A 19,506-nucleotide genomic window follows, 5' to 3' on the forward strand; every position below is an offset into this window, starting at 1 on the left:
GGATCGTGGTACAACGGGCGTCGTCCCAAACGACCCTGAGCGACCGGAGTCTCGACTCCGATCGCACATGGCCATGGCATCGGGTTCCGGGGTTCCGGCCGCCGCACCCGGGTTGGTGCTGACCGGCTCGCTCGCCCTGTGTGCGCTGGTGGCTGTGCTCACCGTCGTCGGTGTCGGTGTCGGTGTCGGTGTCGGTGTCGGCGTCGGCGGCAATGCCTGCCCGCTCGGCTACCGTCGCCCAGTCCTAGCGGCGCACATCGGATATCGAGGGACATGTGGAGACTGCCCTCGTGCGTTCTGTTGTCAGATATCCGTCGGTCTGGGAGTAGTGTGGGAATTTTCATTCGGGCCGGTGAGTCATCCCACGACGGGATTAGGATTGAACTGCCGAGAAGCCCTGCAACAGAAAGAAGCTTCGCAAAACCGATTTCACTCTCGTCATAGAGCCGGAGGGCTTCCTCGTCGACAAGCAGACTGTATTCGCGCCTGGTGAGGCGGAACGTGCGAGTCAATGGGGATGCGCGCTCATCGGCGCTGATGGCGATTGACGGTTCTGCGAGCCTGGAAGGAGATTCCGACATGCGCCCCACCGGCCTCACCGCAAACCTGAACGTCCCGAACATCGAAGAAGCCCGTAGCTTCTACGCCGACTTTCTCGGGCTTTCCGTCGAGGAGATGAATCTGGGATGGGTTGCCCGGTTCAGTACTCCGGACGGGCGTGCAAGTGTTCAACTCGTCAGCGGGGACGAATCAGCGCCGGTGGATTCGGCTTTGTCCGTGCATGTCGGCGACGACGTGGAGGCTGCCTACGAGGAGGCAAAACGACGGGGGCTCGAGATTGTGCACCCGCTGACGACCGAGCCGTGGGGTGTACGGCGATTCTTCGTCCGCGCGCCGGACGGCACCGTGGTCAACATCGTGAGCCACTCGGACGACGGTCAATAGCTTTTCGGCGGCATCGACCCCGCTGCGTCAATCGGCTGCGTCGGGACCAGCAGTTCCCAGCCAGTCGAGGCGAAGCCGAACGCCCACACGACGATGACAAGCGCCAGCACCACCGTCGTCACCTGGCCGAGGGTCATGAGGACCTGTCCGGGGGTGGGACCGCGGCATTGACGGACTTCACGTTCCGCGCCGAGACCGTCACACGACGCGGGTCACTGCGATCGCGCGCTCGTGCAGACTGCCGAGGATCAGGGTGCCGTCGTGCTCGACGACTCCGGTGACCATGGCGTAGTCGGCTCCGTTCTGCTGCAGGTCGTGGACGATCGAACCGTCCGCTGCCACCCCCAGCACCCACGCGGTGCGGGCAGGGGCGGGCAGGAGCCGGTCGGGCAACATCCACAACGCTCTGCGTAAGAGACCCGGAAGCGGAAGTAGAGTGTCCAGCACAGGGTTTCGTGGTGATGCGAGAGTCACCCAGATCAATCCGTCGCTGCCGAGGGCGATGTTGTCGGGGAAGCCGGGCAGGTTGTCCACCAGTGTCGACTTCGGGGCCGCGCAGCCAGTAGCGGTTGAGTCGGTAGGCGGCAGTTTCTGCGACGATCAACGCTGAGCGGTCGGGCGTCAACGCCACGCCATTGGCGAATTGCAAACCGTCGAGCAGCGTCTCCACTTTGCCCTTGGGTGACAGGCGGAACAAGCGGCCGGTGCCGGAGTGTTCGACCAGATCGCCCATCCACTGCTCCAGCGGCCACCGACGCGAGGATGCGGTGAAGTAGATCGTTCCGTCATTCGGGGTCGGCGACCACATTGCTCGCGAAGTTCAGTGGCTCGTTGTCGACCGTGTCGACCAACACCGTGACCGAATGTCCCGGACCGGGCCAGTGCAGAAGTCCGCGCTCAGCGTCGCACACGAGCAGCGACCCGTCCGCGCCCGCGTGGAGGCCCAGTGGGCGACCGCCCGTGTCGAGCACGGCGGTGACCTTTTCGGTGTCGATGTCGACGCGCAGAATCTCGCCGGTATCGATACCGGTGTAGATGCATCCATCTGCGCCGAGAACAACGTCTTCGGGGCCGCCCCCTGACAGCGCGATCCGTCGTACCGGCGGTAGCGGGGGTGTGCTCGTTTTCCTCTTTGCTCGCGCTGGTGCGGAGGGCGGTGCCCAACGGTGAGGAGAAAGCCGCGTCGAGGAACGGGAAGTTGCGGTCATGTCATCTACTCCTACGACGCACGCGAGGTGAGCGTGATGGTACGGCGCTTCTTGCACATCCTTGTCGAACGGATGTGTCGGTGCAGGAGGTCGCTCGCGGTCAGGCGCTGCAACGTACGTCGCTAATTCCCGGTCGAGCTCTGTGTCCTGAGGCCGCTGGCGGCCGAACCGGACGTGAACACCTCTGCGGTGGCACTGTCGAACAACCGCATGGTGTCGGAGATGAAGGCTCGCCGCGTCACTCCCGTCGCGCGTAGGGCCGGCCCGTGGTCGAATGCGACGACCACCGCAACAGCACGCGCGAGGACGCGCCAGCCTTGCATGACCGCCACGCGGATCGACGCTGATGTATGAGCGAATCCGACACGCAGGCGATGGCACTGGAACGGGACGTGGTGGTGCTCGTCGTCGAGGATTCGCTCCGACACGTCGACCAGCAGCGCGTCGTCTCCGCCCTCGGCGAGGGCGCGGTAATAGCGCAGTGCGACGACCTCCGCGATGGTCAGGACCATGAGTTCGAACCGTAGACCCGTCAGCCGGCGGAGCTGCACGAAAGTGGTGTCGGACCAGTGCCGGCCAATTATCGGAATGCCGGCGGATTGCAGAAGTGACGCCAGCATCCGCGCATGGTTCTGCTCCTCGGCGACGAACAGTCGCACCGCGGCGGCATAGTCGGAGTTTCCTGCGGCATCGGCCTTTGCGATCAGGTGAGCTCCGTCGCCGCTCTCTCCGACCTGGAACTTCTGCAGACTCCGCGCCACCGCAGGATGCAGACGGCAGTCGTGGGACCAGTCCGGATCGGGTGTAACGGCGCGCCGCGACGCTCTTGCCATGAAGTCGGCGCACCAGGTCTCCATGAAGAAAGAGTAGCGCCGCCCCTGGCTGTACGTCATTGACCCAGAACGGTGTTTCAGTGAAACTGACCCACCATGGGGATAGCCGGGGTGGGAATCGATGGTCTGAGCACGCTACGTCAACGTCTCGGCCGCTGGATTCAGGCCAAGACGATCAAGGGGATCGAACCCGGACCATACGACATCGAGGTCCGTAAGAACCTCCGCGTCCCGATGGACGACGGCGTCATCCTCCTCGCCGACCTCATCACCCCGATCGGCGACATCGATCCGTGCCTGCCCACCGTCGTGATCCGCGGACCCTACGGGCGCAGCGGTGCGGTGGCGGGTTCGGCGCGCGCTCTCGCCCGCGAGGGTTTCCGGGTGTTGTTCCAGAGTTGCCGAGGCACGTGGGGGTCCGAAGGAGAATTCACCCCGCAGATCGACGAACAGCGAGACGGTATGGCCACACACCGCTGGGTCCGCGCCCAGCCGTGGCACACCGGGCCGGTCGCGACCCACGGCCCCAGCTACATGGGATTCACCCAGTGGGCGGTGGCCGCAGAACTCGAACGTGTGGACCCCGACAACGCCCCGGACGCACTCTGTCTACTCGTCACCATGCCCGACTTCGGTGCGATCACCTGGGACAACGGCGCATTCTCCATGCGCAATGCGCTCGGCTGGACACAGATGATGGACAGGATGAACCACCGGGAGTTTCTCCCGCTGCTGCTGGGGCTACGCGGCCCGGATTCCAGACTGCGGACGGCGTTCGACGTGCTGCCGCTGACTGCCGGCGACGTCGCAGCAAACGGACGGAAGGTCGGTTGGTACCAGGACTGGGTCACCCGCGAGGACCTCGCCGACCAGTACTGGACCCAGCAGTCGCACACCGCGTCCGTTCCCGAGCTCACCGCGCCCACCTTCATGGTCACCGGCTGGTACGACATCTTCCTGCCCTGGCAACTCCGCAACTACGCCCAGCTCGTCGAGGCCGGCAGACCGCCGCGCCTGACCGTGGGACCGTGGGCCCACCAGTCCCGCGGTATGGCCGCGCCGACGATCACGGGCACAGTCGAGTTCCTGAAGGAGCAGTTTGCCGACGCGCCCACCACACGCGTCGCACCGGTTCGTGCGTTCCGCACCGGCGCCGACGAATGGCACGATCTGGCTACGTGGCCACCCGAAGGCGTTTCCACCGAATGCCTGTTCCTTCTGCCCTCCAGCAGACTCGGACCCGACAAGCCCGCTGGTGGCAGCACCACCTACATCTACGACCCCTCCGATCCCACTCCTGCCCTCGGCGGCCCGAGTCTGGATCCGAAATCGGATCCGGTGGACAACACCGAACACGAGCGCCGGGCCGATGTCGTAGTGTTCCGCGGTGACGTCCTCGCCGAACCGCTGACTGTCGCCGGTGAACCTGTGGCCCGTATCCGATTCCGCTCCTCGCAGCCCAGCGCCGACCTGTTCGTCCGCATCTGCGATGTGCATCCGGACGGTCGTGCGATGACGGTGTGCGATGGGATCCGCCGGATCGGCTCCGTAGGAACGAAAGGCACCGATCCCGAAGCGGATTCGGATGGATTCCGCATCGTCGAGGTACGCCTGTGGCCGACCTTCCATGAGTTCGCCGCCGGTCACCGCATCGGGATTCAGATCAGCTCCGGCGCGCATCCGCGCTACGCTCGCAACCCGGGATCGGGTGAACCCGCTGCCACCGCGACCGCGCTCCACCGGGCGGAGCAGGAGCTCTCCCACGAATCGGCCACGCCGTCGTGTATCGAACTCCCGACGTGGTCGCTTTGATCGCTGTCTCCGTTTGCGGGATATGGCTCATGCCGGCTGCGGTGTAGCCATGACCGAGTCGAACGAGCGGCTGTATCCGGATTCCGACCTCGAGGCCCGGTTGGTGGAATGGCTGCCGCACCAGCGGTGGTGTGCCGCGAAGGGGCACAGGATCACCGGCGTGAGAGTCGTGTTGCGACAACCCCTGGCCGAGGAGTCAGGGTTCGGCGCCGACCACGTGCTGGTGGCGGTCACGTTCGACTCCGCACCCGAACAGATCTATCAGGTGCCCCTCGGTTATCGATCGCACCTGCCGGACGAACTGGCACCGTCGACGATCGCCGCTCCGGATGAGGCAGCCGGCCGCTCCGTGTTCGTCTACGACGGGCTCCGCGACCAGGAGATCATCGGTCTGTATGCGAACAGCAGCTTGGCGCGTGGCGCGACCCGCGGTCCCATCGAACTACACACCGTCCCGGGCACCGTGATCGAGCCGGGGATGCGGGGGCGCGCACTGAGGGTCGAACAGTCGAACACCTCGGTGGCACTCGGAGAACAGTTGCTGCTCAAGATGTTCCGCCGCGTTACTTTGGGGATCAATCCCGACGTCGAACTCCATCTCGCGCTTGCCGCGGGCCAGTGTCGGTCGGTCGCGCCGATCCGCGCATGGCTCGAGGCGGATATCGAGGGTGTGCGTACCACTCTCGCGATGGTTCAAGACTTCGCGGCGAACTCCGCCGACGGTTGGTCGATGGCCTTAGGAAGCGTCCGCGACCTGCTCCTCGAGGGTGATCTGCGCGCCGACGAGGTCGGCACCGACTTCGCAGGTGAGGCGCACCGGATCGGTGTCGCGGTCGCGGAGGTCCACGCTCATCTCGCAGAGGGTCTCGGCGTCTCGGAGCGCCCGGCATCGGACCTCGCTGCGGGTATGGTGCGCCGGCTGGATGCCGCAGCCGCTGAAGTGGACGAACTCGCGGTTTTCGTGCCCGGCGCGCGGGCGCTGTTCGAGGAGGTGGCGGCACTCGACCCGATTACGGTGCAACGCATCCACGGCGATCTGCACCTGGGTCAGGTTTTGCGGACACCCGAGCGGTGGCTGCTCATCGACTTCGAGGGAGAGCCGGCGAAGCCACTGGCCGAACGGAGGGAGCCGGACACGGCGCTGCGTGATGTGGCCGGCATGTTGCGGTCGTTCGACTATGCGGCGCATCATGCGGTGCGCGAAAGTGAAACCGAGGGTGTCGCGTCCCAGCGGGAGTTCCGGGCGGGGGAGTGGGCGCAACGCAGTTCCGCCGCGTTCTGCGACGGCTACGCTGCTACCGCCGGATCCGATCCGCGAGAGGTCGGTGTCCTGCTCCGCGCATACGAGGTGGACAAAGCGGTCTACGAGGTGGTGTACGAGGCGCGGAACCGGCCGACGTGGTTGAGGCTGCCGCTCAATGCCATTCGACGACTGACTCGGCCGTGACTGCGGTGCCCTTCCCGGCCCCCTTGCACCGTGATCCACTTCACCCGGTAGATCGTGGACTTTTGTATTGCGCACAATAGAACCGTGCACTACCTTTATTTTCGTGTCCGATCACTTCGCGCTCGACCAGCAGGTGTGCTTCGCGCTCTACCGGGCGTCGCGCGCCACCACAACCGTGTACCGGCCGCACCTCGAGCGGCTGGGCGTCACGTACCCGCAGTACCTCGTACTGCTGGCGCTCTGGGAACGTGACGCACGCGGCGTGCACGATCTGTGCGACGCCCTAGATCTCGATACCGGCACGTTGTCGCCGCTGCTCAAACGGCTCGAGACCGCCGGGTTCGTCGAACGTCGACGGCAACGCGCCGACGAACGCCGAGTCGTCGTTCACCTCACCGATGCTGGCAACGCGCTACGCGAGGAGGCCGAGGACATACCCGGCTGCATCGCGCGCTCGAGTGGGCTCGGCGTCGACGAACTGGTCGCGCTTCGAGACACGCTTCACGATCTGACCGCCGCGCTGCAGGACGCAACCGGCGGAACCTCCGAAGAAGGGTAGGACCCCCATGAAGATCATCTACACCGCAGAAGCTCTTGCCACCGGTGAGGGACGCAACGGTCACGCCCGCGCCAGCGACGGAAAGCTCGACGTGAACCTTGCGATCCCCACCGAAATGGGCGGCAACGGTGAGGGCACCAACCCCGAGCAGTTGTTCGCCGCGGGATACGCGGCGTGCTTCCACTCCGCCCTGCAGATGGTCGCGCGTCAGGAAGGTGCCGACGTCAGCGATTCCGCAGTCGGTGCTCGTGTCGGTATCGGCCCGACGGACGCGGGCGGTTTCGCGCTCGCGGTCACTCTCGAGGTCTCACTGCCGAATTTGACGCACGACACGGCGCTCGAGCTCACCGAGAAGGCGCACCAGGTCTGCCCGTACTCCAACGCGACGCGTGGCAACATCGACGTCGTGCTCGCGGTGGCGGAAGACTAAATCCGTCACCTGTGCCCGTTGTACGCGGTGGACATCGCGCCCGGATTGTCACGGCGCAGATCGAACTTCGGTTGGATCGACGTCGCTATACGCCGTTGAAGTAACCAAGAAATCCGAGCGATCCCGAATCGGGTGTGAGTACGGACGTCAAGCTTGCGCTCCATATCGTGCAGGTATTCGCCGACTGGCGCTGCGACGGCGACCTACCCTGGTGAAATGACAATTCTCGTGACGGGAGCAACCGGAAACGTCGGCAGACTCGTGGTGGACGAACTGATGCGCGCTGATGCCCCACACGTGCGCGCCTTGACCGTGAATCCCACGCGGGCGGCACTACCCGGCGACGTGGAAGTCGTCGAAGGGTATGTGGGCAAGCCTGATTCACTCAGCGGGGTGTTCGACGGCATCGACACCGTGTACCTCGCACCGGTTCCCGCGGCAGCGCGGGAAGTCGCGATCCTCGCGCGCGGCGCCGGGGTGCGCCGGTTCGTCACCCTCACAGGCGGACCGGGAACCGACTGGTACGGCATCGAGGCCGACGTCGAAGCGTCCGGCCTCGAATGCACCCACCTCGAACCCGGCGAGTTCATGACCAACGCGACCATCTGGGCAGAGCAGATACGCACGACGGGTGAGGTCCGCGGCACGTATCCGACCGCGGCGAATGCCCCGATCGCGCTCGAAGACATCGCTGCGGTCGCGGCGCAGGCACTGCTCGGCGATTCCCATTCCGGGCGCACGTATGAACTCACCGGGCCACAGTCGCTGACCCATCCGCAGATGGTGCAGGGCATCGGTTCGGCGCTCGGGCGCCACGTGCCGTTCGTCGAGGTGTCGCGGGAGGAAGCGGAAGCGGTGCTTGCTCGGTCGATGGGTGAGTACGCCGGGTGGTATCTGGATGGCCGGGCGCTGCTCGTCGATCATCCGCAATCGGCATTGACGACGGTCGAGGAGATTCTCGGCCGGCCCGCGACGACCTTCGCTCAGTGGGCCGCCGCGAATGTCCAGTTGTTTCGCTGACCCGTAGAGCACCTCACTCGTGCGGCGTGACGAGTGCGCCACCCGGGGACAGCTCCACGGCGTCGATACCTGACCGCCCCGCATGGTGGACGAACTCGGCTCCGGGACCGAAGAACAATCGGGGGCGCACGGAATCGAGTCCGACCGGCCACAAAGTGCCGTAGTGGATCGGTACCGCCAGGCCTGCGGCCACGAGGCGCGCGACGACCGCCGCCCGGGACGGATCGAGGTGGCCGTTGCCCAGGGTCGGGCCCCAGCCGCCGACGGGAAGCAACGCGATGTCGACGGGGCCGACGTGGCCTGCGAGGCCCGGATACAGATCGGTGTCGCCGGCGAAGTACGTCCGGTGGTCGCCCTCGACGACGAAGCCGATCGCCGGCGCGAGTTCCGGGCCGCGTCGCCAGCGTCGACCGTCGTGTCGGGCGGGCACAGCGCGGACAGTGACGCTGCCGATCCGGATCTCGTCGCCGGTTCGCAGCGGCATCAGGCGGTCGTCGAACCGGCGCAGTGCGGGCAGACCGTCGATCGCTCCCCACGGGGTCACGATCGGAGTGCTCGGATCGAGCAGCCGCAACGACGGTAGATGTGTGTGGTCGGCGTGCAGATGCGAGAGCAGGACCGCGTCAGGGCTTCGCACATGCGGCCCACTGGGAGTGGGACCCCGTCGGCGGCGCAGATGCGCGACGCGGTCGGTCAGCACCGGATCGGTCAGGACCACCGTCCCCCGGTCCGCGATCAGCGTGCTGGCGTGTCCGAGCCAGCGCACACCGGACGGGACGGCATCTCGACCCGCAGTGGCGTTCACGACCCTTACGATTCCAGACGAGGGAAGGAACTGCGATGCGCACGGTGAGTGGCATGGTTCGGGTGCTCGTCGAGTTCCTTGTGCTGTGGGGGTCGTCGGCGCTCGCGATCATCGTGCTCGACCGCATCCTCGGCGGCATCACCTTGGATCCGTCCGGCTTCGCTCCGATTTCGACCCTTCCGGCCGCGCTGGCGTTGTCGTTGGTCTTCGGGTTGTTCAACGCGGCACTGTGGCCCGTGATGATGCGGTTGATGTCATGGATCGGCCCGGTGCTGTTGTTCGTCGGGGTGTTCGTGGCCGGCGGACTGATCATGCTGTTGACGCTGTACCTCGTGCCGTTGGCGTCGGTGGACCGGTGGCAGGATGCGTTCTTCATCGCCGCGCTGCTGTCGCTGTTCACGTCCGTGGTCTCGGGCGCCATCGCTTCTCGGTCCGATGTCGCGTACCGGTTGATGCAGGTACGCCGACAACGGTTCCGATTGCGTCGCCGCAGGGTGCTCGCGGACGCGTCCCCGGGGTTGTTGTGCATCCAGATCGACGGACTCGGCTACGACGTGCTGCGCCGCGCGATCGCCGACGGTGTCACCCCGGGTTGGCGAAGCTGGTGCGCGAGACCCACCGCCTTATGCCGTGGCATACCGACTGGAGTAGCCAGACGGGCGCGACCCAACTCGGCGTGCTGCACGGCTCGAACCACAACGTGCCGGCCTTCCGCTGGTACGACAAGACCACCGGACGCATCTCCGTATTCAGCAACCCGGCCGACAACGAACAGCGAGAACTCGAACGCAGCGACATTCCCGGGCTGCTCGCGCGCGATGGTGCGAGCCGCGGCAACCTGTTCACCGGTGGCGCGCACGACAACGTTCTCGTCGTCAGCCGCATGCGCGGTGCGCGCCTCGGTGGCGGTGCCGGCTACCGCGACTATTTCGCCGATCCGGCGAGTGCACTGCGCACCGTCATCAGGATGGTTGCCGAACTGCAACGGGAAGTACGTCAGTCTCTGCGGCAGAAGCGAAAGGACATCCGGCCGCGGGTGCCGCGGGGCGGGCTGTATCCATTCGTTCGGGCGTTCGCGACGGTGCTGGCCACCGACGTCGCCGCTGCCGCGGTGGTCGGAGATCTGATCAAGGGGCGCAGCGCCGTCTATCTCGATCTGATCGGGTACGACGAGGTGTCGCACCACTCCGGTATCTCCAGGCCCGAAACGCTTGCGGTGCTGACCAAACTCGACGACGTCGTCGAGATGCTGCTCTCCGTGGTGGCGCAGGCCGACCGGCCGTACCGTGTGGTGGTGCTGTCCGACCACGGCCAGAGTCAGGGCGCGACCTTTCTGCAACGCTATGGGGAAACACTGGGGCAGTTGGTAATCCGTCTGGCTTCGACGCGAGAGTTGGATGCTGTCCGGCATAGGTCTGGATCCGACGTCTCTTCCCAACCTGGAGCAGAACGACGTGGATATGCCGCTGCGAGTGTGCATTCGCCGGCCGCCGGCGAGGAGGTGCATCCGTCTACGGGTGAGCCGATCGTGCTCGGCTCGGGCAACCTCGGTCTGATCTATTTCCCGGACCTGCCCGGTCGTGCCGACATCAACGCCATCGAGGGCGCTCACCCGGGGCTACTCACCGGCCTGCGGGAGCATCCCGGGATCGGCTTTCTGCTCGTGGCGGCACCGGCGGATCCGTGGTACTCGGACCGCACGGCCAGGTCGACCTGACCACCGGTGAGGTCACCGGCGACGACCCGCTGGCGGTGATGGGCGACGACGCGCTGGTGAAGGTGCGTCGCACCGACACCTTCGACAACGTCGCCGACATCATGGTGGGCGGCGCGTACTGGCCCGACACCGACGAGGTTGCGGCGTTCGAGGAGCAGGTCGGTTCGCACGGTGGGATGGGCGGACCGCAGAGCACGCCTTTTCTCATCTACCCCGCAGACCTGCCTGCACCGCCTGCGCCACTGCATGGTGCCGAGACGGTGCACAAGGTGCTGGTCGGATGGCGGGATCATTCGACCGGATCGCATACAGCGGAAACTCGGCGCGACACGGCAACGCGCGGCGGCAACCTGGGGCGCGCGAGGCCCCGAGGCTGATTGCGGAAGGCCGGCTCGAGCCTTGCGATTCCCGACGGCGTCACACCCGAGCTCTCCGCTCAGATGGGCTTCCATACGCAATACACTGGCAGGTGTGGAACCGGTCGTCGATTATTCCACCCGCGCAGTAGCGGAACCGCTGCGCGGACTGGTCGACGGCTACCTCGGCTATCGCATGATGGGGTTCCCCGCGGGAATCCACCGCGGCCTGCCGTCGCGGCACATGACGTTCATCGTGAGCATCGGGGCCCCGATCGTCGTGTGCGCGCAGACCAATCCGGCGCAACATCCCGACAGCTACCGGTGTGTACTCAGCGGTCTGCAGGCGTCGACCGCGCTGATCGCTCACGACGGCAGCCAGGAAGGTGTCGTGATCGAACTGTCGCCCGTGGGGTGTCGCGCCCTCTTCGGAATGCCGGCGGCCGAGTTGTGGGACGGCTCCTTCGAATCCGCCGACGTGCTGGGACAGGTGGGGGACGAGCTCTGGGAGCGACTGCAGGAACACCTCGGTTGGCCGGAGCGGTTCGATGCGTGTGACCGGGTCCTGCTCCGGCTGCGGCGGGAGAAGCCCGTTGCTCGCGAGTTGGCGGCCACGTGGCAGGGGATCGTGCATGGCGGCGGGGCGCTGCCCGTCTCCCGGCTCGCAGCGCATACCGGCTACTCTCGCCAGCACCTGACCCGGTTGTTCCAGAACGAATTCGGGCTCGGACCGAAGCTGGCGAGTAGGGTGATCCGGTTCGAACGGGCCCAGCTGGCGCTGCGGTCGCCGCGATGGCGCGGATCTGTCGCGGACGTCGCTGTGTCGTGTGGATACTCCGACCAGGCGCATTTGACACGGGAATTCGTCGATCTTGCCGGCTGCACGCCTCGGGAACTGATCGGTGGGGATCTTCCAATCGTTCAAGACGATGCCGCCCTCGAACCATGATGCTCGATATGTCAGCACATCGATCGACGCCGAGTTCCAGGGAGTTCCTCATGAACACCGTCACGCCGCACTTGCTGTACGAGGACGTGGAGAGCGCGTTGTCCTTTCTGACTCGAACTTTCGGGTTCGAGGAGACACTGCGCTACAACGATCCCGCCGGGTATGTCAGCCACGCCGAGATGAGACTGGGCGAGGCGGTGATCATGCTGGGCGATCCCGGCCCGGACTACCGCGGCCCGGGCCGTCGCGGTGGCGCGACGGTGCAGATTCACGTCCAGGTGGACGATGTCGATTCGCTCTATCGTCGGGCGCAGGAGGCAGGGGCGAAGATTACTGCCGATCTCGAAGACCAGTCGTACGGCGACCGCAGTTTCTCCGCGGACGACCCCGAGGGCCACGCGTGGACGTTCGGACAGACGATCCGCGAGGTGGCGCCCGAGGACTGGGGGGCCGTCGCTACCTGAGGACTCGGTGTAGCCATGTTCGAAGCGATGTTTCTCCACTCCGGCGCCGGGGAACCCGGTGGGCATGTCCGTCCTTGTCGCAACCGAGAGCACCCGAGGCACTACCCGGCGCACCGCCACGGTGATCGCGGGGTCGCTGGCCCAACACGGATTCGAGGTCACACTGGGCACCCTGTCCGACCTCGAACGGGCCGCGGAGTTCGAGGCCATAGTCATCGGGAGCGACGCGGAGGGTGACGGCTGGCCCGACGTCGCGCGCGAGGCGTGCACACGTCACGCCCCAGCTCTGACGCAACGGCTGGTCTGGCTGTTCTCAGGCCCTGCGCCCGACGGAGCGACGAGCAGCAACATCGACCTGTCCGAACTGGCGGAGACGGTCACGGCACGGGACTACAAGTACTTCCCGTCGACTGATACCGAGCGGATTCTGTCGTGGACGGCGTTCATCGCCGATGAGCTCCTTGGGCACAGCTGACCAGGCAGGTTCCGTAGCTCCTGGTCGGAGGCCAATCGCGCGGACTAACCGCGCGCGGGAGGCTCGCGTCGATCCAGCGCCTCCACCACTACGGGGGCAGCGAGCTCCACAGCGAGCAGCAAATCATGGAAGCGGTGGGGCCGACCCAGGGTGGCGCGGGTCGCGAGCCGGCCGACACCTCCGAGCGCCATCAGTCCGGCCAGGATCCGCATTCGGTTCAGGACCGGTTGTGGGCGAGCCGCGGCGTCGAGCCAACTCAAACCGTAGCCGGCGAAGACGGGACCCATGAAGCGCACGTGTGAATCCACGGTCGCGCCATAAGTCATGCCGGGTTCCCCGGATACTCCGCCGACGAGCTGGATCCCTCCGATCGCGATGCAGGTCCATCCGGTCACGCGTCCTAAGATTCTCAGGGCCGACATGTGTACATACTCGCAGATTTGACGGTTTCCTGGACCAGGCCGAAGGCGTCGCCTTTTTCGGCGCCCCCTGCCCTTCGAACTTTCGGGGGCAGGCTCCGATCATTGAGGACAGATCATTGGTGGGCGTGTTGGAGTTCACCGCGTCGACGTTCGTCAACCGTGCGAACACGAGCATTATCTTGACCGACATCAAGGATGTCGACGAACTCGAACGGGTGGTGGCGGGGCGGTGCAGGCTTTCTCACCTGATGTAGGTGATCGGGCGTCCGCCCCGGTGAACGGTAGTCGCGACGATTCCAGCTTCGCGCAACCGCGATTGTGCGCGCGGATGGCTGGGATCCGCGCGGGAACGTGGGCTCACCATCCAGGGTAGGCCGGCAGCGTTTCTGGGGGTGTGTCGGATGTGACTATGAAGTACTCGTTTTGGATTGCGTCGGGAGCGTACTGGTGTCCCCATTGTCGGCATGCCTGGGTGTGGTCGCGTCCGGATGAGCCGTCGATGTTGATGTTCCAGCCGGTGAATACGTCGTAGGTGGGGGCTTGCCATTGTGGATTCCCGTTTTCGTTGACGGGCGGGGTGGAGGTGGACCCGATCGAAGGTGGCACCGGAGTCACATTGCTCGTTCGCTGAAGAACGAATTTGAGGTTCGGGCCCCCGGTGGTAACGGAGCGGCTGTAGTGATCATCGGTGTTTCTCACTGCGACGTTGGATGTTTGGTGGCAGGAGTGTGCGATGAAGCCGGTCTCGGTGGGTTCGATGCGCATGATGTGGAAGTAGGCGGTACCGAAGTGCTGTGTGTTGAGCGGGGGAAACTCGTCATACTGGTCTTTCGTCTCTTGGTCGATGGCGCGGGCGAATCCGCGATAGCTGTCGGTGACGGAGTTGGCGAGTGCGATCTCATTGGCTTCGATCGCGGCGCGGGCGAGGGTGGCCTCGGTGCTGAAGAGATCGATTCCGGGTTCGGCGGACCAGACGATGGTGGAGGTGAGCCGAGTGTCAGGAACGCGGTACGGCCCCGATGTAGAAGGTACTGAGGTACTGGATGATTCGGATGTAGGCCCCGCGTCGTTGGCTGTGAAGGTGGGGATACACCCGCTCAGCAGTGTTGAAGCAAGCAGGCATGCGAGCAGCGTTGCAGGTGCGGATCTCATACGGGCCACCTGCTCATTCGGGTGGGCTCACCGTCTCCGATAAAGACCGACTCGAATGCTCGTTGGTCGTCGTCGCTACCGAAGATGTTGTCGTAGTAGGCATTGATTGCCACCGAGTGCTGATCGATGTACTCGTCGACACGTCGAATGCCGGAACGTTCGAAGGCGCCGGGAGTTTCGTCGACGATACCTTGCCTGACTCGCTCGATGTTCTGTAGTTCTCCGTTGTCTGTGTGTCCGTCCATGAGTTCCCCATATGTGATCAAGGTGCCGGCACGACTTGCTTCCGGTGGGAGATCGGTAGCCGGCACCCGGCCCGAGTCGACGAGTTCGGTGAGGATCGTGTACTTGATCTCGTTGTCGGTCATGCGAATCTGGTCAGGACCGGCTTCGTACTGACTGATCCGGAAACGGGCTTCCGGCGATCCGGAGAACCGATCGGTCAGGTTGCCGTCGGCATCGATGATGTTGCCCGAAAGCAACGCTCCAGCGGTGTAGACAGCGCCCGATGCGGCGACACCCCACGGTGGAGGTAGGTAGCTCAAACCGGTTGCAGTGATGGCCTGCCCGGCCCCGAAGTGTCCGGCACGTGTTGCTGCCCGGTCGGATTTCGCTTCGCCGGAGTCGCTCAACCTGTCGCCGAGTTCAGTCCTGAGACCGCCCTCCACGACAGCGCGGAGCCTTCCTGAGGTTTCTCCGAGCGTGATCGGGGGCGGATCTACGTCCGAGCGGGCGAACGCGCGGTCGATCTCGTGTGCCGCCGCGAGTGCGTGGCCGCTGATGAGTGTTCCCGCGTGCGGGTCGCTGTCGAGCAGCGAGAAGATGCGCGTTGTCTCGACCGGGCCGAGACAGTCGAAGCTCTCGTGATAGGCCAGTCTCGGATCATCGGTCACCATGTCGATCACGTACGGCGACAATGCGCCCGCGATCGACTGCGTCAGTGCCGGGTTGACCTCTCCGAGAGCGGATCTCCCGTCGCCCACTCCGGGTATGTCCATCAGCCGTCTGTATGGGTTGGTGTTGTTTGCATCGGTGAAGGCGACGGGGGAGTCGGAACCCGACGATGACAGCATCAGCGCGAGCGAGTGCGCTGCCTCCCCTGCGCGTTCGGCGCGGACGGTGTCGTCGGGGCCGGTGACTGCTGAGTTTTCGGGGATCCAGCCCACGAGACGGCTCAGTGTCGCTCCGTCGTCGTTCCACTCGTGCTCGAACAGCGGCATCAACGTTCGGGTGTTGTCGGATGCGGTGAGCAGTTCGTAGGAGGCGTCCTCGTTCCGCAGTCCTATGTCCAGGAACTTCTCTGCGACCGGCTCGTACGCATCTCGGTAGAGTCCGCCTGTTCCTGAGGCGATGTCGAGCAAGCGTGAGGCCGCATGGTCGAGCTCGCTTGCGAATTGCGTGCCGGGAACGACTCCGGGGTTGGCCTCGCCGAGAAGAGCTGCCACGTCGGCGAGCCGTTTGTCCACGTATACGTCGTCGAAGAAATCTCCCATGAAGCGTGCATCCTCACCGGGATTACGGATCCGAGACAGGTTGTCGCGCAGTTCATCCGGGACTAGTTCGTAGCTGCCGGTGTTCTGGCCGTCGCCCACGTTCTCGTTCGAGATCATGAGTAGTCCGTTGGCGAGTGCATCGAGTTGGGACGCGGCATCGTCGTCACCGGATTCCTCGCGACCACGCAGAACGTCGGCGACATCGAGGAGGCCGTCCGTGCCTGCCTCCCGGTAGAAGTCGCGCAGGTATGTCAGCACGGCCGTCGGGACATTGTCGACGGTGTCTCCGCGTGCGAGCGCGTCGAGCTGTGCGGGAGAGAGCTGGGCGGCAACGAGGATGTCAGCGATCCGCTGGTAGTCGGTGAGCGTCAGAGTGCCGTTGCGTGCTGCGGTGCCATCGCCGGCTGCATCGGATCGGGCAAGGGTTTCGTACCGGGCGAGAAGGCTCGGGTCGAGGTCGGAATCCCGTCGCACCCTGGAGAACGCATCGGCGACGGCAACGGTCGCAGCAGTGTCGGCGGTATCGACTGCTACGAGATCTGTGGTGATGATCCTGGTCAGGATGTTCGCGCGTTGGCTCAGTGCCGCCATCTGGATGACGATCTGGGATCCGCTCGAGTCCGGCGAGTCCGATACGACAGGTGGCGGCGGTGTCACGGTGCCGTCGTCGGCGACCGAGAATCCGGACCCGCGTGCGTCTTGGATGTGGGAAACTGCTGTTCCGACCGCATCCTGCAGTCGCCCGGCGTGCGTCGTCAGTTCGGCCGCGGCATCTGCCAGGGCGGTGGCGAGGGTGCGGCCCGGGTGCAGGACGTCGTAGACGTGGCTGCGCATCGTGTCGCCGGCGCCTTCGGTCCAGAATGTGTAGGAACCGGCCGCGGCGTGACTTGCGTTTCGGAACTGGCCGTCCAGGGTCGCTGCCGCTTCGGTCCACGCGGTCGCCATGGAATGGAGCGTATTGGGCGACCATGCGAGTACCTGCGAGACGGTAGGGGTCACCACAGTGAGGATCCGTCGACCGAAACAAGCTTCGCTGCAGTCTCATCGTCGGTGGCATCGTATGCTTCGGCACTCGCGACCAGCCGGTCGCGGGTGTCGGCGAGGTGGTGGGCGACCTGCTGGAGTCCGGTGTGAGCCAGCAGAGCGTGCGCCATGACTGCGGTCGCGATCGATGACCCGGGCAGAGCATCGATTACGGAACTGCACGCGCCGTCGGTACGGACGGCACCTGCCTCTGCGCCTGTGGTGCCCATCGCCGATGCGAACTCCCGCACCAAAGCTGTATCGACGTACATGTATCCCCCCGATGCATCCGGCCCCCGCGGATGATCGGCTACGGTATCCCAGCCATACCGATACGTCGCGAGGGGGGTCCGTGGGTTCTGTTGTATCCGGGCGAGGGGCAGGCTCGGACCTCGATCCGCTGTCCGGGCATCTCGACGATCTGGTTTCTGCTCTGACGACTGCGAGCGCTTCTGCGAGCAGTGCGACGGTGTCGGTGCGTGTGGGTGCTGATGGGTCGTTGCAGGATCTGCAGATCGACGACCGGGCGCTGCAGGGTGGCGGGGCAATGCTGGCTTCTCACTTGATGCAGGTGATCGGGCGTGCGCATGCGGAGTTGGGGGAGCACCGTCGAGCCGCGGAGTCCGCGCTGCGCGCGGATGCGCGGATCGCGGAGGCCATCGCTGCAGTGGCCGGTGCTGCTGACGCGCCGCGTGCGCCCCGGTGAACGGTGGTTGCGACGATCCCAGCTTCCCGCTAGCGCGATTGTGCGCGCGCGGATGGCTGGGAGACTCGCGGGTGCACGTCAGAGTCCGGCACCGAGCATCGAGATCACTCCGCGCGCGGTCGCGCGCATCGACCACGCGAATGTCTCACGAGGTGTGAGGTGCGCGAGCTTCCGTGCGCCGGAGTTGATCGTGCGGAACCCATCGGCCCTCGAGGGGCGCATCGTGTCACGCTCGTCGCGGTGCGAGACCGGGTTGATCTCGGCGAGTGCGACCGCGTGCTCGGCGACGACGGACAGGGCGATGCTTGCGTTCGCCGGTTCCCAGCTGTAGCGGTCGGCGAATTCTTTCTGGTTGCGGTCGATCGCACCCAGTGCGCCTTCTGAACTCGGAGTGAGTGCAGTGAGATACCTGCCGATCCCGGGATTCGCGACCACGAAATCACGTAAGGCCAATGCGAGGTCGACGAGGGCGTCCTCCGGATCGTCGGCGGTGGGCTCGGGGAGTGGGGTTCGCGCGACGATGCCGTCGGCGACGATGCGGTGGAGTCCGTCGAGGTCGCCGACGTGGCGGTACACCGACATCTCACTTACCCCCAGATCGCTGGCGATCGATCGGATGCTCAACTTGGGCAGCGTGATACGCGCGCCGGCGTCGACGAGGCGTTCGGGGGTGACGAGCCGAGGCCGCCCAGGTGAGGACATGCCGAGCATTCTCCCATGGATCGTTGTAAGGTTAGACTAACTCACATTATCTGAATGGCTCCGTACGACGAAGATCGAGGTTGTTATGCCGGACGAGGTACCGTTCACAGCCGACCGGGTCGCCGACCTGATGGAAGTGCTGCGCACACCCGAACACCAGGCCGGGCTCGAGGAGGCGACGTTCACCGTCGTGTCCGTTGTCGATCGCGCGGCCGGACTGATCCGAGTGAGCGGCACGATCTCCGGAACGCATTCACTCCAGGACTGGGCGGGCCTCAACATTGCCGTTCGACTGTCACTTCCGGAGCAGTCGGCCGAGTTCGCGGGGATCGACGGAGCACCCGACACTACCGCCCGTGTCTACACCATCGCGGACGTGGACATCGAGAGTAGGACGGTCGCGCTCGACATCGTCCGTCACCATGAATCGTCGCCGGCGATGAACTGGCTCGGTCGGGTGGGCAGTGGAGATGTCGTACCGATCGCCGGTCCGCGCCCACACCGTGTTCCGGGACCGGGTTCGCCACGCATCCTGCTGGCCGACTCCTCGGCGCTGCCCGCGGCGGTCCGCATCCTCACTCGTCTACCCATCGAGGGTTCTACGGTGCTCGTCGCTGCAGCGCCCGACGACGAGATCGCGCTTGCCGAAAGCGATCTCGGGGAGCGGAGGAACTCCGTTACGGTGCAGCGGGTTGCGCCGGGCATCGAACGGCCTCTCGCAACCGCGTTCGCCGGGATGGAGGTGCCGACCGGAGCATCGGTGTGGGCGGCGGGGGAGCGCGAGGACGTACGGGAGGTGCGCCGCCGCTGTCGGAACGACCTCGTATTGGCGGCCGAGAGCATCCAGGTTTTCGGCTACTGGAAGCGCGGAATATCCAACACGCGAATTGATATCGCTCGGCTCGAAGCTGCGCGGTCGTCGATGGAGGCAGGGCGCGCCGTTTTTGCGACCGACGACCTCGACATCGAGATCTGACGCGAGCTCGTG

General features: G+C 65.4%; 21 protein-coding genes and 2 pseudogenes. 12 read left to right on the plus strand and 11 right to left on the minus strand.

Going from position 1 to position 19,506, the window contains the following annotated elements; translation table 11 throughout:
• Positions 1-579: 579 nt before the first annotated feature.
• Complete coding sequence (locus MWU77_RS17360) at positions 580-945, plus strand: VOC family protein (protein ID WP_247274342.1); 366 nt, start codon at positions 580-582, stop codon at positions 943-945.
• Here the strand turns inward: MWU77_RS17360 and MWU77_RS17365 are convergent.
• From MWU77_RS17365 to MWU77_RS17385, 5 genes and pseudogenes are all read right to left on the minus strand, one after another.
• Positions 939-1,082 carry a hypothetical protein gene (locus MWU77_RS17365; RefSeq protein WP_247274343.1) on the minus strand — a complete coding sequence of 48 codons (144 nt, stop codon included), beginning with the start codon at positions 1,080-1,082 and terminating at the stop codon, positions 939-941. The two genes, MWU77_RS17360 and MWU77_RS17365, sit on opposite strands and share 7 nt — an antisense overlap.
• A 61-nt stretch (positions 1,083-1,143) precedes the next feature.
• The gene (locus MWU77_RS17370; protein WP_247274420.1) at positions 1,144-1,479 is read right to left on the minus strand and encodes a hypothetical protein; all 336 of its coding nucleotides are present in this window, start codon (positions 1,477-1,479) and stop codon (positions 1,144-1,146) included.
• A 76-nt stretch (positions 1,480-1,555) separates the two neighbouring features.
• Positions 1,556-1,753 (minus strand): annotated as a pseudogene (locus tag MWU77_RS25000) (SMP-30/gluconolactonase/LRE family protein); the annotation flags it as partial.
• The gene (locus tag MWU77_RS17380) at positions 1,731-2,153 is read right to left on the minus strand and encodes an SMP-30/gluconolactonase/LRE family protein (protein ID WP_247274344.1); all 423 of its coding nucleotides are present in this window, start codon (positions 2,151-2,153) and stop codon (positions 1,731-1,733) included. The gene MWU77_RS17380 and the pseudogene MWU77_RS25000, both read right to left, overlap by 23 nt.
• Before the next feature lie 122 nt (positions 2,154-2,275).
• Positions 2,276-3,010, minus strand: a complete 735-nt coding sequence (locus tag MWU77_RS17385; RefSeq protein WP_247274345.1) for a ferritin-like domain-containing protein — start codon at positions 3,008-3,010, stop codon at positions 2,276-2,278.
• A gap of 72 nt (positions 3,011-3,082) precedes the next feature.
• Between MWU77_RS17385 and MWU77_RS17390 the strand changes: the two genes are divergently transcribed.
• The 5 genes from MWU77_RS17390 (at position 3,083) to MWU77_RS17410 (ending at position 8,254) form a co-directional block, all read left to right on the plus strand.
• Positions 3,083-4,798 carry a CocE/NonD family hydrolase gene (locus tag MWU77_RS17390; protein WP_247274346.1) on the plus strand — a complete coding sequence of 572 codons (1,716 nt, stop codon included), beginning with the start codon at positions 3,083-3,085 and terminating at the stop codon, positions 4,796-4,798.
• A 49-nt stretch (positions 4,799-4,847) separates the two neighbouring features.
• Positions 4,848-6,245, plus strand: a complete 1,398-nt coding sequence (locus MWU77_RS17395; protein WP_169689742.1) for a hypothetical protein — start codon at positions 4,848-4,850, stop codon at positions 6,243-6,245.
• A gap of 103 nt (positions 6,246-6,348) precedes the next feature.
• Positions 6,349-6,804 (plus strand): MarR family winged helix-turn-helix transcriptional regulator, encoded by a 456-nt coding sequence (locus MWU77_RS17400; RefSeq protein WP_247274347.1) that lies wholly within the window; start codon positions 6,349-6,351, stop codon positions 6,802-6,804.
• Between the two features lie 7 nt (positions 6,805-6,811).
• Positions 6,812-7,234 (plus strand): organic hydroperoxide resistance protein, encoded by a 423-nt coding sequence (locus MWU77_RS17405; RefSeq protein ID WP_169689744.1) that lies wholly within the window; start codon positions 6,812-6,814, stop codon positions 7,232-7,234.
• Positions 7,235-7,450: 216 nt separating this feature from the next.
• Entirely contained in the window at positions 7,451-8,254 is an 804-nt protein-coding gene (locus MWU77_RS17410; protein WP_169689745.1) for an SDR family oxidoreductase, read from the plus strand.
• Between the two features lie 13 nt (positions 8,255-8,267).
• Here MWU77_RS17410 and MWU77_RS17415 read toward each other — a convergent pair whose 3' ends face one another.
• The gene (locus tag MWU77_RS17415; RefSeq protein ID WP_169689746.1) at positions 8,268-9,059 is read right to left on the minus strand and encodes an MBL fold metallo-hydrolase; all 792 of its coding nucleotides are present in this window, start codon (positions 9,057-9,059) and stop codon (positions 8,268-8,270) included.
• Positions 9,060-9,094: 35 nt separating this feature from the next.
• Between MWU77_RS17415 and MWU77_RS17420 the strand changes: the two are divergent.
• From MWU77_RS17420 to MWU77_RS17435, 4 genes and pseudogenes are all read left to right on the plus strand, one after another.
• Positions 9,095-11,153 (plus strand): annotated as a pseudogene (locus MWU77_RS17420) (alkaline phosphatase family protein).
• Between the two features lie 94 nt (positions 11,154-11,247).
• Positions 11,248-12,081: an AraC family transcriptional regulator gene (locus tag MWU77_RS17425; RefSeq protein ID WP_247274348.1), complete on the plus strand. Its 834-nt coding sequence runs from the start codon at positions 11,248-11,250 to the stop codon at positions 12,079-12,081.
• 50 nt (positions 12,082-12,131) lie between these two features.
• Entirely contained in the window at positions 12,132-12,545 is a 414-nt protein-coding gene (locus MWU77_RS17430; RefSeq protein WP_169689748.1) for a glyoxalase/bleomycin resistance/extradiol dioxygenase family protein, read from the plus strand.
• Between the two features lie 64 nt (positions 12,546-12,609).
• On the plus strand, positions 12,610-13,020 hold the full coding sequence (locus tag MWU77_RS17435) for a flavodoxin domain-containing protein (protein ID WP_169689749.1): 411 nt from the start codon (positions 12,610-12,612) through the stop codon (positions 13,018-13,020).
• A 44-nt stretch (positions 13,021-13,064) separates the two neighbouring features.
• Here the strand turns inward: MWU77_RS17435 and MWU77_RS17440 are convergent, their stop codons facing one another.
• The 4 genes from MWU77_RS17440 to MWU77_RS17455 all read right to left on the minus strand — a co-directional run bounded on the left by MWU77_RS17440 (position 13,065) and on the right by MWU77_RS17455 (position 17,382).
• Positions 13,065-13,442, minus strand: a complete 378-nt coding sequence (locus MWU77_RS17440; RefSeq protein WP_240959825.1) for a DUF4345 domain-containing protein — start codon at positions 13,440-13,442, stop codon at positions 13,065-13,067.
• Positions 13,443-13,799: 357 nt separating this feature from the next.
• On the minus strand, positions 13,800-14,594 hold the full coding sequence (locus MWU77_RS17445; RefSeq protein WP_169689751.1) for a hypothetical protein: 795 nt from the start codon (positions 14,592-14,594) through the stop codon (positions 13,800-13,802).
• Complete coding sequence (locus MWU77_RS17450; protein WP_247274349.1) at positions 14,591-17,032, minus strand: hypothetical protein; 2,442 nt, start codon at positions 17,030-17,032, stop codon at positions 14,591-14,593. Before MWU77_RS17450 ends, MWU77_RS17445 begins: the two co-directional genes overlap by 4 nt.
• 50 nt (positions 17,033-17,082) lie before the next feature.
• Entirely contained in the window at positions 17,083-17,382 is a 300-nt protein-coding gene (locus MWU77_RS17455; protein ID WP_169689753.1) for a type VII secretion target, read from the minus strand.
• An 80-nt stretch (positions 17,383-17,462) separates the two neighbouring features.
• On the opposite strand from MWU77_RS17455, the gene MWU77_RS17460 reads away from it, so the two are divergent.
• Positions 17,463-17,816, plus strand: a complete 354-nt coding sequence (locus tag MWU77_RS17460; RefSeq protein WP_169689754.1) for a YbaB/EbfC family nucleoid-associated protein — start codon at positions 17,463-17,465, stop codon at positions 17,814-17,816.
• 78 nt (positions 17,817-17,894) lie between these two features.
• Here the strand turns inward: MWU77_RS17460 and MWU77_RS17465 are convergent, their stop codons facing one another.
• Positions 17,895-18,518 (minus strand): TetR/AcrR family transcriptional regulator, encoded by a 624-nt coding sequence (locus tag MWU77_RS17465; protein ID WP_169689755.1) that lies wholly within the window; start codon positions 18,516-18,518, stop codon positions 17,895-17,897.
• A gap of 85 nt (positions 18,519-18,603) precedes the next feature.
• Here MWU77_RS17465 and MWU77_RS17470 point away from each other — a divergent pair, with 85 nt between their 5' ends.
• Complete coding sequence (locus tag MWU77_RS17470) at positions 18,604-19,494, plus strand: siderophore-interacting protein (RefSeq protein ID WP_247274350.1); 891 nt, start codon at positions 18,604-18,606, stop codon at positions 19,492-19,494.
• Positions 19,495-19,506 lie beyond the last annotated feature (12 nt).

Origin of the sequence: Rhodococcus sp. F64268 (assembly GCF_023015605.1) — a bacterium.
Lineage (GTDB): Bacteria > Actinomycetota > Actinomycetes > Mycobacteriales > Mycobacteriaceae > Rhodococcus.

Excerpts from the sequence above, each read along its gene's own strand:
- MWU77_RS17445 (WP_169689751.1), bottom strand. The coding sequence starts at position 14,594 with ATGAGATCCGCACCTGCAACGCTGCTCGCATGCCTGCTTGCTTCAACA.
- MWU77_RS17380 (WP_247274344.1), bottom strand. The coding sequence starts at position 2,153 with ATGACCGCAACTTCCCGTTCCTCGACGCGGCTTTCTCCTCACCGTTGG.
- MWU77_RS17440 (WP_240959825.1), bottom strand. The coding sequence starts at position 13,442 with ATGTCGGCCCTGAGAATCTTAGGACGCGTGACCGGATGGACCTGCATC.
- MWU77_RS17405 (WP_169689744.1), top strand. The coding sequence starts at position 6,812 with ATGAAGATCATCTACACCGCAGAAGCTCTTGCCACCGGTGAGGGACGC.
- MWU77_RS17435 (WP_169689749.1), top strand. The coding sequence starts at position 12,610 with ATGTCCGTCCTTGTCGCAACCGAGAGCACCCGAGGCACTACCCGGCGC.
- MWU77_RS17450 (WP_247274349.1), bottom strand. The coding sequence starts at position 17,032 with ATGGCGACCGCGTGGACCGAAGCGGCAGCGACCCTGGACGGCCAGTTC.
- MWU77_RS17455 (WP_169689753.1), bottom strand. The coding sequence starts at position 17,382 with ATGTACGTCGATACAGCTTTGGTGCGGGAGTTCGCATCGGCGATGGGC.
- MWU77_RS17390 (WP_247274346.1), top strand. The coding sequence starts at position 3,083 with ATGGGGATAGCCGGGGTGGGAATCGATGGTCTGAGCACGCTACGTCAA.
- MWU77_RS17430 (WP_169689748.1), top strand. The coding sequence starts at position 12,132 with ATGAACACCGTCACGCCGCACTTGCTGTACGAGGACGTGGAGAGCGCG.
- MWU77_RS17365 (WP_247274343.1), bottom strand. The coding sequence starts at position 1,082 with ATGACCCTCGGCCAGGTGACGACGGTGGTGCTGGCGCTTGTCATCGTC.
- MWU77_RS17465 (WP_169689755.1), bottom strand. The coding sequence starts at position 18,518 with ATGTCCTCACCTGGGCGGCCTCGGCTCGTCACCCCCGAACGCCTCGTC.
- MWU77_RS17360 (WP_247274342.1), top strand. The coding sequence starts at position 580 with ATGCGCCCCACCGGCCTCACCGCAAACCTGAACGTCCCGAACATCGAA.
- MWU77_RS17410 (WP_169689745.1), top strand. The coding sequence starts at position 7,451 with ATGACAATTCTCGTGACGGGAGCAACCGGAAACGTCGGCAGACTCGTG.
- MWU77_RS17470 (WP_247274350.1), top strand. The coding sequence starts at position 18,604 with ATGCCGGACGAGGTACCGTTCACAGCCGACCGGGTCGCCGACCTGATG.
- MWU77_RS17395 (WP_169689742.1), top strand. The coding sequence starts at position 4,848 with ATGACCGAGTCGAACGAGCGGCTGTATCCGGATTCCGACCTCGAGGCC.
- MWU77_RS17385 (WP_247274345.1), bottom strand. The coding sequence starts at position 3,010 with ATGGAGACCTGGTGCGCCGACTTCATGGCAAGAGCGTCGCGGCGCGCC.